This window comes from Nocardia sp. NPDC101769, assembly GCF_044766925.1.
In the GTDB taxonomy this organism is placed as follows: domain Bacteria; phylum Actinomycetota; class Actinomycetes; order Mycobacteriales; family Mycobacteriaceae; genus Nocardia.
This window is the reverse complement of record NZ_JBIWMX010000004.1, coordinates 193,172-207,414: the sequence shown is the minus strand read 5'-3', so window position 1 is coordinate 207,414 and position 14,243 is coordinate 193,172. Positions and strand designations below refer to the sequence as shown.

Below are 14,243 nucleotides of genomic sequence, written 5' to 3'. Positions count from 1 at the left end.
GACAGCAGAATGCCGCGGCGATCGGGTCGGGTACCCCGGTCACCGCGGCATCGGTGGAGGCCGAAATGCGGCTGTACACCCCGCGGGCTCGGCCACCGTTCAGGGCGCGCGGTCGGCGCGCCGCGGTGGATTACACCGCGGTCGGCCGCGTCTGCGCGTCGATTCCGCCGTCGATGACGAACTGGGCGCCGTGGATGAAGCCGGCCTGCGGGCCGACCAGATAGGCGATGAGGGAGGCGATCTCCTCGGGCTTGCCATTGCGGCCGATGGGGGCCACGAAGTTACGGATGGCGTCACCGTAGCGCGGATCGTCCAGACCGGCCTGCAGCAGCGGGGTTTCGACGCTGCCGGGGGCGACGGTGTTCAGGCGCACACCGGCAGCGCCCCATTCGACGGCGCGTTCGCGCACGGCCACGGTGACGGCGTTCTTGGAGGACGCGTAGGCGTAGTGGCCCGCGAAATCCCCGGCCTGGGCGAAGGCCTCGGCCTCGGTGCCCGTGCGGATCGGGTTGTCCTCCCACTTGATCTGGGTGGAGGCCACCGACGAAACCACCACGGCCGCAGGGTTTTCGCCCTTGCGCAGCGCGGGCAGCAGGGCGTCGAGCAGGGCCACGGTGGCCCGGTAGTTGATCTCCACCACCAGGTTCGGGTCCGACACCTGGGGGCCGACGCCGGCGCACAGCACCACACCGTCCAGCACTCCCCCGGATCGCTCCACGATCTCCTCGACCGCGGCTGCGCGCGCCGCGGCGTCGGTGAGGTCGACGGTGATGTCGGCGTTGCGCAGGTCGATCCCGATGATGTCGTGCCCGGCGGCGCGCAGGGCGGCAGCGGTGGCCGCGCCGATGCCCGAGCCGGAGCCGGTGATGGCGATCGTCATGACGCGATTAGAACAAGATCCAGGAATCCCGACAACCCCATCAGGACTGGCATCTCAGCCACCGGGACGGCTACGACCGGGCGGTCTGCCGCTGCGATACGACAGGTGAGCACCCCCAGCATGATCGGGTGCGGAGGGTGCGGATCGCTCGTTCGACTGCCTTTCCCGCGAGCCTCCCGCTAGCATCACTCACATAACTAGAATCGGTTCTAGTTTTTGTACTGGCTCACTGTCGAGAGGACGATCGATGCGCTTCACCTACGCGGAGGCGATGACCAACCCGGACTACTACATCCCCCTCGCGCAGGCCGCCGAGGCCGCCGGGTTCCACAGCATCACCGTGGCCGACAGCATCGCCTACCCGGCCGAGTCGGATTCCAAGTACCCGTACACCGCCGACGGCAACCGCGAGTTCCTGGACGGCAAGCCGTTCATCGAGACCTTCGTGCTGTCGGCCGCCCTGGCCGCGGCCACCACCACGCTGCGCATGACCCCGTTCGTGCTCAAGCTGCCCATCCGCCCGCCGGTGCTGGTGGCCAAGCAGGCGAGCTCCCTGGCCCGCCTGAGCAACAATCGCTTCGCCCTGGGCGTGGGCATCAGCCCGTGGCCGGAGGACTTCCAGATGATGGGCGTCCCGTTCGAGAAGCGCGGCAAGCGCCTGGACGAGTGCATCGAGATCGTGCGCGGCCTGTCCACCGGCGAGTACTTCGAGTACCACGGCGAGTTCTACGACATCCCGAAGATCAAGCTCACCCCCGCCCCGACCCAGCCGCTGCCGATTCTGGTCGGCGGGCACAGCGATGCCGCGCTGCGCCGCGCGGTGCGGCTGTGCGACGGCTGGATGCACGCCGGTGGCAAGGGCGACGACCTGGACAAGTACCTGGCGCGGATCAACGAATTGCGCGGTGAGCGTGACAATCCGGGCGAGTTCGAGATCCACGCCGTCTCCCGCGACGGCTACACCACCGACGGGGTGAAGCGTCTCGAGGAGAAGGGCATCACCGATCTGATCGTCGGGTTCCGCAACTCGTACGCGATGGAGCACGACACGGAGTCGCTGGAGGAGAAGATCGTCAAGATCAAGTGGTACGGCGAGAACGTGATCGGCAAGCTCAGCTGATCACATCCGCTCGCCGGGGCTGATCAGGACCGTTTGGCATACCCCAGCTCGATCACGGCGTCGCGCTCGCTCACGAGTTCCGCGACGCTGTGCTCGATCCGGGCGCGGGCGAACTCGCCGACCTCCAGGTCCGGCACGATGGCATACTCGCCGTCGGCGCAGGTCACCGGGAACGAGCTGATCAGTCCCGCGGGCACGCCGTAGGAGCCGTCCGAGGGCACCGCCATCGAGGTCCAGTCGCCGGGCGCGGTACCCAGCACCCAGTCGTGGATGTGGTCGATGGCGGCGCTGGCCGCGCTGGCGGCCGAGGACGCGCCGCGCGCCTTGATGATGGCGGTGCCGCGCTGCTGCACGGTCGGGATGAAATCGCCGCTCACCCAGGCATCGTCGGCGATCAACGAGAGCGCGCCGCGCCCGCCGACCGTCGCGTGGGCGAGGTCCGGGTACTGCGTCGCGGAGTGATTGCCCCACACGGTGATCCGCGCGATGTCGGCCGCCGCCGCCCCAGTCTTCTTCGCCACCTGCGCGATCGCCCGATTGTGATCGAGCCGGGTGAGCGCGGTGAACCGCCCGGCGGGCACGTCGGGCGCATTGCTCATGGCGATGAAGGCATTGGTATTGGCCGGATTCCCGACCACCAGCACCCGGATGTCCTGTGCCGCATTGGCATTGATGGCCGCGCCCTGATCGGTGAAGATCGGCCCGTTGGCCGCCAGCAGATCCGACCGTTCCATCCCCGCGGTCCGCGGCCGCGCCCCCACCAGAATCGCGATATTGGCCCCGTCGAACCCGATCCACGGATCGTCGGCGATATCGATGCCCGCCAGCAGCGGAAACGCCCCGTCCTCGAGTTCCATCGCCACGCCCTCGAGCGATCCGACGGCGGCCGGAATCTCCAACAGCCGCAACCGCACCGGCGTCTCGGACCCGAGCAATGCCCCCGACGCGATGCGAAAGAGCAATCCGTAGGCGATCTGCCCGGCGGCTCCGGTCACGGTGACGGTCACTGGCGCGGTGGTGCTCACGACGATCTCCTCGCGATGGCGGGTAGGTCCGTCTTCACCCTAGCCAGGCTGACACCCTCGCGTCCCGCCCCGTCAGCGGCACGTGAGCGAACAGACACCGGCGCCGGCCGGTGAATCCAGCTCAGGGATCGGCGAATTGACCGCTCAGCGGGAGAGGTCGGCGATGTCGGAGTCGGTGAGGACGACCGGGGCGACCTGGTCGCGATCGCGGACCATGCGGACGGCCCGGTAGAGGGGCCGCTGCTCGGCGACGGCGTCACGGGCCTCGGCCCGCAGCTGCTGGATGAGCAGTCCGGAGATGGCGAGGGCGGCTGCGAGGGGGCAACCGGCCAGGGCGTCGGCGAGTCTGCGCAGGCCCAGGATGTGGAGTTCGCGGCCGCTGCCGGAGTCGCTGTAGATGGCCAGCGGCACGACCTGGGTGTCCGGGCCCGCGGTGACGCGCAGCACGATGCGGCTGATCTTGCCCGGGTAGACCAGGATTTCGGCGGCGGTGGCGCCGGCGAGGTCGAGGCGGCGTTCGCCGCGCCAGGTGCGGGCACGGATGACGGTGCCGGACACCGTGATTCGCCGCCGCTGCACGGCCACGGCGTAGAGCGCGGTGGGCGCGCCGAGCACGAGGCCGGTGGCGAGGGCAATCGGCCAGTGCACGAACAACCCCATCAGCAGTCCGACGCCGATGCCGATGCCGAGCGCGGCCAGGGTGAGCCTGCGCAGGGCGGGGGCCAGCAATTCGGGGGCGATCAGGTCGAGGCCGATTTCGCCGTCGGACCTCGGTTTCGATTCATCAGTCACAGCAGCGCATTCGTCCAAGTCTCGATGGGTCGGGCCTACCGGCGGCACGCACCGCCCCCGCGGGGCGCCCCGCACGGTACCAGCAGGTCCCTACCCCATACCCCGATTTGTCCCACCCCAAGCCCGCATCGGCGTGGCGAGCGCCGGCCGGGCCGGACAGCGGTGCTGTCCGGCCCGGCCGAGCAGTCAGTTCTGTTCGCCCGCGAGTGCGGCCGCGACCTGGGCGACGGCCTCGTCCAGGGGGATCTGCCGCTGTTCACCGGTGCTCAGGTCCTTGAGCCCGATCTGGCCCTCGGCGACCTCGCGGTCACCGAGCACCAGGGCCAGCTGTGCGCCGGACTTGTCGGCCGCCTTCATCGCGCCCTTCATGCCGCGGCCGCCGTAGGCGAGGTCGATGCGGATGCCGGCCCGGCGCAGCTCTGCCGCGAGCACCACCAGGCGCTGCTTGGCCATTTCACCGAGCGGGACGCCGAACACCTGGACGCGGGGACCGTCGATGGCGGACTTGCCCTCGGCCTCGAGGGCCAGCACCGTCCGGTCGACGCCGATGCCGAAGCCGATGCCCGACAGCGGCTGCCCGCCGAGCTCGGCCATCAGCCCGTCGTAGCGGCCGCCGCCGCCGATACCGGACTGCGCGCCCAGCCCGTCGTGCACGAATTCGAAGGTGGTCTTCGTGTAGTAGTCGAGCCCGCGCACCATGCGCGGGTTGACCACGTACGGCACGCCCAGCGCGTCGAGGAGGCCGAGCACCTGCTCGAAATGCGCCTTGGCCGACTCCGACAGGTGGTCGATCATGAGTGGCGCGTCGGCGGTCATCTCCTTGACCTCGGGACGCTTGTCGTCGAGCACCCGCAGCGGGTTGATCAGCGCCCGGCGCTTGGTCTCCTCGTCCAGCGGCAGCTTGAACAGGAAGTCCTGCAACAGTTCCCGATACTGCGGCCGGCAGGTCTCGTCGCCGAGCGAGGTGATCTCGAGCCGGAAACCCTCCAGTCCGAGCCCACGGAATCCGGCGTCGGCGATGGCGATCACCTCGGCGTCCAGTGCCGGGTCGTCGACGCCGATGGCCTCCACGCCGACCTGCTGCAACTGCCGGTAGCGGCCCTTCTGCGGACGCTCGTACCGGAAGAACGGCCCGGCATAGCAGAGTTTGACGGGCAGCGCCCCGCGGTCGAGGCCGTTCTCGATGACCGCCCGCATGACACCGGCGGTGCCTTCGGGGCGCAGGGTGAAGCTCTCGCCATTGCGGTCGGCGAAGGTCCACATCTCCTTGGTGACAACGTCGGTGGATTCGCCCACACCCCGCGCGAACAGGGCGGTCTCTTCGAAGATCGGCAGCTCGACATGCCCGTATCCGGCCAGTCGCGCCGCCTCCACGAGGGCGTCGCGGACGGCGACGAACTCGGCGGACGTGGGCGGCAGGTAGTCGGGGACCCCCCTCGGGGCACGGAAGCTGCTGGTCTTGGTCACGATGCCCAGTTTTCACCACGGCCGTCCGCCAAGTCCAACCGGTTCTCGGCCGACGGCCACGAGGGCCCGCCATATGTAGGTTTTTCTCAGCGAATGCAGGTAATGTCTGCCGCGGCCGCTGGGCTGACGGCCGCAGTCTGTACAGACATCAGATACCGACCGTTCACGGAGGGACAGTTAGTGCCGAGCAATGAACAGCGACGCGCTGCGGCGAAGCGGAAGCTGGAGCGTCAACTGGAGAATCGGGCCCAGCGGGCGCGTAAGCGCAAGCAACTCACCATCGCGGCCTCGGCCCTGGGTGTTGTGGTCGCGGTCGCGGCCGGTGTCGGCATCTACTTCCTGACCAAGGGCGATGACAACAGCACCAGCGCCAAGGCCTCGGAGACTCCGGACGCCTCGCTGACCGCCGCTCCCCCGCCGGCCGCCAAGGCCAAGCCGGCCTCGGTCAGCTGTGAGTACCGTCCGTCGCAGAAGCCGGCCGACAAGCCGGTGAATCCGCCGAGCACGGCCAATATCTCCACCGCCGGTGATGTCAAGGCCACCATGGACACCAACCAGGGTCCGATATCCATGACCCTGAGCCCGAGTGAATCCCCCTGCACGGTCAACAGTTTCGAGAGCCTGGCCAAGCAGAAGTTCTTCGACAACACCAGCTGCCATCGCATCACCACCGGTAAGGGCCTGGAGGTGCTGCAGTGCGGCGACCCGACCGGCAGCGGAATGGGCGGTCCCGGTTACGAGTTCAACAACGAGTACCCGACCGACCAGTACGACCCGAATGATCAAGCCGCCCAGTACCCGGTCGCCTACAAGCGTGGCGTACTCGCCATGGCCAATGCCGGGCCGGGCACCAATGGCAGCCAGTTCTTCCTGGTCTACGGCGACTCCCAGCTGCCGCCGCAGTACACCATCTTCGGCACGGTCGACGACGCCGGTCTCGCCACCCTCGACAAGATCGCCAAGGCGGGTGTCCAGGGCGGCGGCCAGGACGGTAAGCCGGCCTCCGATGTGAACATCCAATCAGTCCAAATAAACTGACCAGCATGGTTTTTCGGGCCCGGCGCTTCCCGCGCCGGGCCCGATTCTTTTCCGGCGAAGGTCTCGGGAAGGTCCCGTTGAACCTCTTGCGTAAGGCTTCCCTAACCAAAGAAAATCCTGAGTTTTCCGCGACGTGCCGGAATTGTGCGATATATGCTGGATCGCGACGCGCGCGAACGGTGGTTTCGGAGTTTTCGCTGGTAATCTCGTAGAACGGAGTACCAAGGCGTAGTAAAGCCCACCGGGCAATCCCCACCGGGCCGCTGCAACGCCTCATGGTCTCCGGGTGTCCACGTTTGCAGGCGGGACATGGCTACGCGCAACCACCGTTCGTGTGGCGATGTCCGTGACGAAGCACCACAATCATCCATAGTGATCTAACTGCAGCATCGGGGAGCAGGCAATGGCCGAGGAACTCGACGACATCGGCCGCGAAACAGCGGCGATGATGAGGCAAATGTTGCAGCTCGCGACACTTGTCGCGCTGCGCACCCGGGAACGTGGCCAAAAGGAAGCGGAAGCACGCGTCAGGGTCACCGAGGCCCGGCAGAAGGACGGCCGCGAGCGTCGCTTGCGCGAGGCCGCGGATGCCAAAGCACGTGATCCGCGCAACCGCGAACTTTCGCGAATCTTGGAGCGCCCGACGCGCGAACGGGGCGTATCTCTCGAAAAGGATCGATTCTCCGCGCAGGCGGAGGCATCTCGAATGGCCGCACAGCAGGCCAACCGCGGCTCTGTGCGATACGACTCGGTGGAGCGGCGAACCGCTCTGGCCCAACACCTTTCGCGCATGGGCATCTCGCCCGAACTGCAATCGGTACGGCTGCTGATGGAGGTCGGGCAGGCCCAGTCGGCACAGGACGCCGTGCGGCTCCGGGAGCAGGAGGCGGCGCAGCGGCGGGTGCGGGAGCAGGAAGCGCACGAGCGGGAGCGCGAACGCGCTCGCTCGCGTGAACGAGTCTGAGCAGCAATAATTTCGAACCGTGGCGGATCGCAACCCGATCCGCCACTTTCCGTTTCGGCGCCGGAGCAATACCGGCGCCGGCGTTTTCTCTCTAGAGCGGGAACTCCCCGATCGTGGGATTGCTGAACAAGCCCTGCTGGGGGGACTTCAACGGCAGCGGCGTGAGCATGTCCTTGTGGCCGTTGCGCACACTGCAGTACTTGAACGGGCCCTTGGGATCGAACAGTTTCGCCATGTGCGGGTCGGCGTGGTCGAGGAACCAGACGCTCAGCCCGGTCTTGCCGTCGTGGCGGAAGTGCTCCCACGCCCGCCACATGGCATCCAGTCGCGCGACCGCCTCGGCGTGCTTCCACCATTCGGGACACCACACGGTGTCGCTGATATCCGTCACCTGCCGGCGGTACACGAGGCTGAGGTAGTTCTCCACGAACTCGACCACGCTCGCGTAGACCATGGGTGTTGACTCTTCGCTCACAGCGGTCGAACCTCCTCGGGAGCCGAAACATCCGGCAGTGTCTCTTTGATCAGCGCGGGACTGATCAGATCGGAAATCTCGGTCTTGCGTGTCGGTGACGGGTCGTGGGCTTCGATCGACCGCTCGACGGCGGCGGCGTCGGGGCCCTCCCACCACGGGACCGTGCGCAGCAGCACGGCCGGTGTGCCCGAGGCGAACAGAATGGCGCGGCCGCGCGGCAGGGTCGCCAGGGCATGGGCGTTGAAGGTCCGCGACGAGCTCAGTGAGCGCGAATAGCTCTTGCCGCCCTTCGATTCCGACACCGACTGCGAGATGCTGTCGTAGTCGCCGATGGCCTCGGAGCGTTGTTGCAGGAAGGCCATGTCGTCGATGCCGCTGCCGATGACCTTGATGTTCGCGGCGCCCCAGAGCGCCTCCATGCCATCGGGTCCCCAGCAGCGCGCGCCCTGCGCCCAGGACTGCAGCACCGTCATCACCACGATGCCGCGAGAACCGAAGTGGCTGTACTGCTTCGGCAGATCCTTCCACCGCACGACATTGGCGGCCTCGTCGAGGGCGGCCAGCAGCGGCACCGGCAGCCGCCCGCCCGGCGACCGTGACGCCTCGCGGGAGGCCACGTCGATGATCGCCGCGGTCAGGGCACTCACCAGCGGCGCCGCCGAACCCCGGCCCTCCAGCGACAGGCAGTAGAGGGTGCCGTTGCGCTCGAGGAATTCCAGTTCGTCGAAGGCCGACCGGCCACCGTTGGGGATGACCCACGGCTGGATGTGCGGGAACTTCAGGCACCTGATCATCGCCTTCGCACCACCGAAGATGCCGTCGCGCGTGCGGATGTCGAGGTTGTACTGACCGGCGAGACCCTCGGCCATGTAGTGCTTGGAGTGCGCGCGCAGGATCTCGATGGGGGTGGTATCCAGCGGGTTGTTCACCCATTCCCAGGCGCGCAGAATGTTGCTGCCCTCGAAACCCGCCGCCAGGAACAGCGCCGCGAGCAGATCCTCGGCCTCGGGGTCGAAGTACGAGTCCGCACCCTGGCCGGCCGAGGGACTGCCCTCCGCATCGGAGAAATGACCCGCCAGGCTGACCGCCCGCACCTCGCAGCCGGGCCGGTGCACGTCGACCCACGCCAGCGGATCCCAGTACCAGCCGGGTTCGTGCTGCGCCTGCAGGTCGTGCGAATCCGGGGCCACGCCTTGCGGATCGAAGACGAAGATCTGACTGCCCTTGCCCGCGCGCACATCCCGGGTGGCATCGACGACATCGCGTTTGTTGGAGGTGACGACCACCGGGCCGATGGCGGCGAGCACGGCCGGGATCACCCGGGAGGTGGTCTTGCCCTGCCGGGGGCCCCAGATATCGACCTGCAGATCCTCGTAGGAGCCGTACATCATTTCGCCGTCGGCGACCGACATGCCGATCGGAATGCCCGGAACCAGCATGTCGCCGGGCCGCATCAGCGAACCGGGAATGAGCATGTCCCCGGTGAGGTGCTGGTGCAGCGGCACACCGATCTGGCCGGCCTTCTCGCGGACACCGGACAGCGTGAGCGCCTTGATGGCGCCGCCGGTGCCCATGTGATCGGCCTTGTCGTCGATCGCGAGTCGGCCCTTCTTGGCTTTCAGCTCACGGCGGCGCCGGTACAGCACCCAGCCCAGCGTCCCCCCGAAGACGAGCAGGATGATCACGGTGGCCGCGGCCGGCCAGCGCAGCTCGCCCTTGATCAGGTTGACCACGATGGCGATCGGGTTGATCGGCACGTGCTGGCGTGGCGAGCTCAGCAGATTGCCCAATTGCACAGCCAGCCACAGGGTTCCGAAGAAGTAGAAACCCGCGTAGACGAGGTGCAGGACACGATCGGGACCCGGGTCGGCGGGGTCCGCAACCGGTTTCTTCGCCATCTCTAACCTCCTGGGATGACCTGTGAGTCGTTACCGCTCAACGGAATTCGTCCAGCAACCAGCCACCGGCAGGTCCATGCACGACGGTGGCGACGACCGTGGCCGGGGGTAGCGACTCCCGCCTGCCATCCGGATAGACGACCGTCTGCTCGATGCCGATCTTGTACTGCTGCCGGTTCGGGTCGGCGCCGGCGGGGGCCTGCTCACCGGAGGCGAACGCGAACGCCTCGACGTGAGCGCCCGCCTTGGCCCAGTCGGCCCAGCGCAATGACGGTCTCGGGGTTTCCACGCCGGTGGATGGGTTGTCCAGTGTACGGATCAGGCTGGGTCCCAGCCATTTCCGGGCGCGGCGCAGCGCGTCGCCCTCGGACTCGGTGGCCGGATACCAGGTGTAGACCTGCTCCAGGGCGGTCACCGCGACACCGTCGGGCGTGGTGGGGTCGGGGGCGGGGGCATTCACCAGCAACCGGGTGGTGGACGTGGGCGGTTGCCCGGCAGACGGATTCGAGCCGCCGCCGGTCGAACTGCCACTGCCGCATGCGGTGGCCAGCACTGCGACGCTCACTACCAGCATCACCACCCCAATCGCGGGACGCATGCCTGCGCTCGCACCGTTCACACCCGGGCTCGCACTCACCGGCCCGCGCCGGCGGCGCAGCACCGGACCACCCCTCCAGGCTAGTCGCTGAACGGTATATCCGAGCCATACCAGCGGGTTTCCCGAGTCGGTGTGTTGGTTCTCGCGGCAGCGGCTCATGTGCCGCGCTTGGCTTCGTGGAGGGTTTCCACCAGCGTGCGGTTCATTTCGGCGGCGGCCGCGAGCTGCTGCTGCAGCAGAGCCACCTTGCGGCGCAACGCGATCGCGTCCATGCGTTCCAGGCCGGGGCTCTCGGCGGCGCGCACCCAGTTCCGCACCGAATTGGTGTGCACGCCGATCTGTTCGGCGACCACCCGGCAGGCCTCGGATTCCGAGCGCAGTTTGCCGGTGAGGGCGATGACCTGTTCGACGGCGGCCTGCCGGACCTCCGGCGACACTCTTCGATACGACCGGTGCGGCATCATGCGGCGCTCCCCTCGTCCGAGCCGCGGCTCGCGGTGGTCTCGGTGAATTCGCTGAAACGCTGGTTGGTGTCGTGGATTCCGCTCTCCCGCTCCGAGAGCGTGAACTCCATGTGGAACGGGATGCCGGGCCGGCGGTCCTCGCCGATCTTGAGCAGGAACTTACCGGTGCCGGGCGCGGGCGGGCGCTGCTGGCCCGGTTTGAGCGCCTCACCGGTGAGCGCCTGCGGCGCGGACCAGCTGGTCACCATCTCCTCCTCGGCGGCGGTGAACGGCACCGTGGAATCCAGGCGCGCGATCTCCTCTGCCGGGAGCGCGCCGAAGATCTTGGCGCGGGCGCGTTCCAGGAACCCGAGGGCCTTGGCGATGGCCGCCTCGGAGCCCAGGGCCTGCAGGTCCTTGATGGTGTGGCTGATCATGATGAGCGAGGTGGCGATGCCGCGCTGCAGACGGGTGAGCTCATCGACACGGTCGACCATGAAGTCACCCAGGCCCAGCACCTGCCACAGCTCGTCCATCACCACCTGGAAGTAGCGCTGCGGGCCCAGATCCGCGTCGGCCAGCACGTGCGCGGCCTCGACCGAGGCGAAACCGTCGGCCCAGCAGGCCAGCATGACGGCGGCCTTGAGTTTCTTGTCGCCGTTGGGGATGTGGGAGACGTCGATGCAGACGGCGGTGGAGTTGGTGTCGATGGGAGTCGTGGTGTGGCCGTTGAAGATCGCGCCGAACGGGCCCTGGGTGAGGGCGCGCAGTGAGCGGCGCAGGCCCTTGATGGCCTCCTGGTATTCGTCCGGATTGTCCGCGCCCGCATCGAGTTGCAGTTCGTCGCCGCCCGCCACGACCACCTCCAGGAGGTCCTCCAGGATGGGCGGCTGGTCGGGGGTGAAGACGCCGCCCTCGCGGTAGAGGATGCGCAGACCGGTGGAGATGAGGGTCTCCTCGAAGTCGCGCACCCGGGCGCCGCGGACCAGTTCCACCAGACCGGCCACCAGTGTGACCTGGCGGGCCCGCATCTCCTGCATGACCTGGGTCTGCAGCTCCGGGAAGTCGTGCAGGAGCGGGACGATCGAGCCCAGCACACCGGCGGCGAGCGGGTTGAGCTTGCCGTGGCCGTAGCCCAGGTCGATGACCTGGCCGCCGACCAGTTCCACCAGCTTGCGGTAGTCGGGCTTGACGTCGGCCAGCACCAGCGGGGTGATGCCCTGCGCGACACCGCCCAGCACGATCCGGCGCACCAGCGAGGACTTGCCGAAACCATTGAGGCCCAGCACGAACAGGCTGGGCGCGGTGATGAAGCTGCCGCGCATGAACCAGTTCATCGGGTCGAAGCAGACCGGTGCGCCGGTGTGCAGGTGCGAGCCCAGCGGGGTGCCGATGAGCGGCGCACCGGCCCCGACCGACCATGGCCACAGGCCCGCGACCTGTGCGGTGGTGGCGCGGTACTCGACCGGGCGGCCGACCACGTTCATGCGCCCACCGCCCGCGCCGATGTAGCCGCGATCGGTGAGTTGTGCTGTGGTGCGGTCGAATTCGTCGAAGCTGCCGTACTCCATGCGCTCGGCGCGCGCCGCGAAGTTGCGCCGGCGCAGATCGTCGGTGTGTAGGCGGAAGGTGGCCCAGGCCGCCCGGATGCCATTGCCCTCGCGCGCGGTGACCTCGAGCTTGGCCCGCATGGTGTCGTCGAGCAGCTTGGGACCGGACTGCTTCTTCTTGGCCGCGGCCTTGCGCGCCGCGGAGCGCTTGGCGGCCGCGTCGCGCTCGGCCTGGTCGGCGACCTTGTCCCGCTTGTCCTTACGGGCACCGCGGGAACGCTCCTCGGTTTCGGCCCGCTCGGGCCTCCCGTCGCGCGCGGGCCGGCTGCGCACCGGCCGCTCCCCCGCCTCGCCGTCCGGCCGCGCCGGGCGGGTCCGACCGGGCGTGCCGGCCCGTCCGCCCAGATGCACCCGATCCGCGTCCGTGGACCGCCCGCGGCCCTCGGAGCCATTGCCGCGCCGGGCATCTCGCTCCGGCTCGGCGCGGCGCCCACGCCCGCCTTCGGCAGCCCGTCGCTCACGTCCGGGTTCAGCGTCGCCGCGCCGCTCATATCCGGGTTCGCCCTCTGCGCGCGGTCGTTCGCGCCGCCGTTCGCCGGGTTCCCCACGGCGCGCCGCGTCCGCCTCGGGCATGGTCTCGCGACTCCGCTTGCGCTCCATGCGATCCCCCTCGGTCCGTTCCGGCCCGCGCGCCTGTGACCGCGCCTCGCCCTCGCGCATACCGCCGGACCGCGCCACCGCGCCACTCCGGCCGGATCCCTTGTCCAGCACGTGTTCCGAACGCTCGCCGCCGGCCTGGCGCCCGGCCGGCCCCGGCGGAGTCTGCCCCCGCGCACCGGCCGCGGCCCGTTGAGCGGCGTCCGAATCCCGCTGCTGCCGCACGGCAAGCTCACGCCCGGCCGGCACGCCTGCCGTGTCGGGCCCAGCCGTTGAGCCGGCCTCCGCTGCCGCAGCGTTCACTGGTGCACTGAATTCCCCTGCACCGCTGGCCGGTTCGAGCGCGGGCAGGGCCGGGAGCCGCCGCCTCGCGGTCGGAGCGGCAGGCTCCGAGCCCGTCTCCCCGCCGCGATCGCGACCGGTCGGTTCGGCGAGCCCGGCGGCCTCCCACCCGGATGCTCCCGCGTCCGCGCCCGCAGCCGATCGGCCCACACCGCCCGAAACGGTCGCACGCGGATCGTTCTGCTGATCGCTCTCGCGCACACCGCGACCACCTCGCGCACTTACGGACTCGGAATCGGCGGACGGCGAACTCACGCGGCCCCGCTCGATGCCCGCTGCGGCGCTCTCATTCAGGGTTCGGCGGCCATCCCGGCCCGTTGCGAGCGCACCCCCCGCATCGCGACCGTGGCCGTCGACCTCTGCGGCGGACGGCTCCTTGCGATCGGACCCGCCGGGTTCGGCGGGGCGCTGGGCGATGGCAGATTCCGGCACGCCGTCGCGCCCCGCCTCCACGCCGGGGCGCACCGCCGATGGCGAATCGTCCTGGCGCGCACCGCGAGCGGTGGATCCCGCGGACGGGTCCCGGTCGGCGCTGCTGCCCACCCCGTCCGGTGCGCCGGCCTCGCCGCGCTGGGCCCGCAGTGCGGACTCGGTCTCGGCGATCGCGTTCCGGCTACCGGTGATCCGCTCCGCCGAGAGTTCGCGCTCGGTGTTCGACCCCGAATCGTCCTGTCGCACTCCGGAATCGCCCCGATCCGCGGTGGCCGCGGCGGTGCGTTCCCGGATCGCGTCGCCGGACTCGTCCTCGCGCGCCGCCGGGGCCGGGTCCGCCTGGTCGGCGGGCGGCTCGATGGGGTCGCGGCGGAGCATGCGGCGGTCCGGGAGGGTGCCGCGCCGGGGCCGGTGCTCATCGCGCATGACGCGGGAGGACGGGGGCGGGTACGGGTTCGGCTCGTTGCCGGGGTCGACGGGAGCCGGGTCGCGGCGGGAGCCGCGCCGGGTGGGCGGCACGGCGTCGCGTTCGCGGACCGAGGGGTCGAAGTCACGTGGCATG

At 69.2% G+C, this 14,243-nt stretch carries 12 protein-coding genes; 3 read left to right on the top strand and 9 right to left on the bottom strand.

Annotated features, from left to right (window positions below; translation table 11 throughout):
- Positions 1-130: 130 nt before the first annotated feature.
- Positions 131-880 carry an SDR family oxidoreductase gene (locus ACIRRA_RS09515; RefSeq protein ID WP_402765352.1) on the bottom strand — a complete coding sequence of 250 codons (750 nt, stop codon included), beginning with the start codon at positions 878-880 and terminating at the stop codon, positions 131-133.
- A 247-nt stretch (positions 881-1,127) separates the two neighbouring features.
- On the opposite strand from ACIRRA_RS09515, the gene ACIRRA_RS09510 reads away from it, so the two are divergent.
- Complete coding sequence (locus tag ACIRRA_RS09510; RefSeq protein WP_402765349.1) at positions 1,128-2,000, top strand: TIGR03619 family F420-dependent LLM class oxidoreductase; 873 nt, start codon at positions 1,128-1,130, stop codon at positions 1,998-2,000.
- 23 nt (positions 2,001-2,023) lie between these two features.
- On the opposite strand, the gene ACIRRA_RS09505 is transcribed toward ACIRRA_RS09510, so the two are convergent.
- The 3 genes from ACIRRA_RS09505 to hisS all read right to left on the bottom strand — a co-directional run bounded on the left by ACIRRA_RS09505 (position 2,024) and on the right by hisS (position 5,284).
- Positions 2,024-3,031 carry a malate dehydrogenase gene (locus ACIRRA_RS09505; RefSeq protein ID WP_402765931.1) on the bottom strand — a complete coding sequence of 336 codons (1,008 nt, stop codon included), beginning with the start codon at positions 3,029-3,031 and terminating at the stop codon, positions 2,024-2,026.
- Between the two features lie 138 nt (positions 3,032-3,169).
- A complete protein-coding gene (locus tag ACIRRA_RS09500; protein ID WP_402765346.1) occupies positions 3,170-3,817 on the bottom strand; it encodes a hypothetical protein in 648 nt (215 codons plus the stop codon).
- A 186-nt stretch (positions 3,818-4,003) separates the two neighbouring features.
- A complete protein-coding gene (gene hisS, locus ACIRRA_RS09495; protein ID WP_402765343.1) occupies positions 4,004-5,284 on the bottom strand; it encodes a histidine--tRNA ligase in 1,281 nt (426 codons plus the stop codon).
- A 180-nt stretch (positions 5,285-5,464) separates the two neighbouring features.
- Between hisS and ACIRRA_RS09490 the strand changes: the two genes are divergently transcribed.
- Together ACIRRA_RS09490 and ACIRRA_RS09485 are read left to right on the top strand one after the other, a co-directional pair.
- Positions 5,465-6,322: a peptidylprolyl isomerase gene (locus ACIRRA_RS09490; RefSeq protein WP_402765340.1), complete on the top strand. Its 858-nt coding sequence runs from the start codon at positions 5,465-5,467 to the stop codon at positions 6,320-6,322.
- Positions 6,323-6,725: 403 nt separating this feature from the next.
- Positions 6,726-7,286: a hypothetical protein gene (locus ACIRRA_RS09485; RefSeq protein ID WP_402765337.1), complete on the top strand. Its 561-nt coding sequence runs from the start codon at positions 6,726-6,728 to the stop codon at positions 7,284-7,286.
- Positions 7,287-7,377: 91 nt separating this feature from the next.
- Here the strand turns inward: ACIRRA_RS09485 and ACIRRA_RS09480 are convergent, their stop codons facing one another.
- From ACIRRA_RS09480 to ACIRRA_RS09460, 5 genes are all read right to left on the bottom strand, one after another.
- Complete coding sequence (locus ACIRRA_RS09480) at positions 7,378-7,761, bottom strand: DUF4913 domain-containing protein (RefSeq protein ID WP_357008157.1); 384 nt, start codon at positions 7,759-7,761, stop codon at positions 7,378-7,380.
- Complete coding sequence (locus ACIRRA_RS09475; protein WP_402765334.1) at positions 7,758-9,659, bottom strand: TraM recognition domain-containing protein; 1,902 nt, start codon at positions 9,657-9,659, stop codon at positions 7,758-7,760. Before ACIRRA_RS09475 ends, ACIRRA_RS09480 begins: the two co-directional genes overlap by 4 nt.
- Before the next feature lie 37 nt (positions 9,660-9,696).
- Positions 9,697-10,257: a hypothetical protein gene (locus ACIRRA_RS09470; protein ID WP_402765332.1), complete on the bottom strand. Its 561-nt coding sequence runs from the start codon at positions 10,255-10,257 to the stop codon at positions 9,697-9,699.
- 155 nt (positions 10,258-10,412) lie between these two features.
- Positions 10,413-10,694 carry a transposase gene (locus ACIRRA_RS09465; protein WP_357008150.1) on the bottom strand — a complete coding sequence of 94 codons (282 nt, stop codon included), beginning with the start codon at positions 10,692-10,694 and terminating at the stop codon, positions 10,413-10,415.
- A 23-nt stretch (positions 10,695-10,717) separates the two neighbouring features.
- Positions 10,718-14,242, bottom strand: a complete 3,525-nt coding sequence (locus tag ACIRRA_RS09460; RefSeq protein WP_402765329.1) for a hypothetical protein — start codon at positions 14,240-14,242, stop codon at positions 10,718-10,720.
- Between the last annotated feature and the right edge of the window lies 1 nt (position 14,243).

What these genes read in the sequence shown, in the direction of transcription:
- ACIRRA_RS09475 (WP_402765334.1), bottom strand. Translation starts at nt 9,659, where the DNA reads ATGGCGAAGAAACCGGTTGCGGACCCCGCCGACCCGGGTCCCGATCGT.
- ACIRRA_RS09510 (WP_402765349.1), top strand. Translation starts at nt 1,128, where the DNA reads ATGCGCTTCACCTACGCGGAGGCGATGACCAACCCGGACTACTACATC.
- ACIRRA_RS09485 (WP_402765337.1), top strand. Translation starts at nt 6,726, where the DNA reads ATGGCCGAGGAACTCGACGACATCGGCCGCGAAACAGCGGCGATGATG.
- ACIRRA_RS09460 (WP_402765329.1), bottom strand. Translation starts at nt 14,242, where the DNA reads ATGCCACGTGACTTCGACCCCTCGGTCCGCGAACGCGACGCCGTGCCG.
- ACIRRA_RS09470 (WP_402765332.1), bottom strand. Translation starts at nt 10,257, where the DNA reads ATGCGTCCCGCGATTGGGGTGGTGATGCTGGTAGTGAGCGTCGCAGTG.
- ACIRRA_RS09515 (WP_402765352.1), bottom strand. Translation starts at nt 880, where the DNA reads ATGACGATCGCCATCACCGGCTCCGGCTCGGGCATCGGCGCGGCCACC.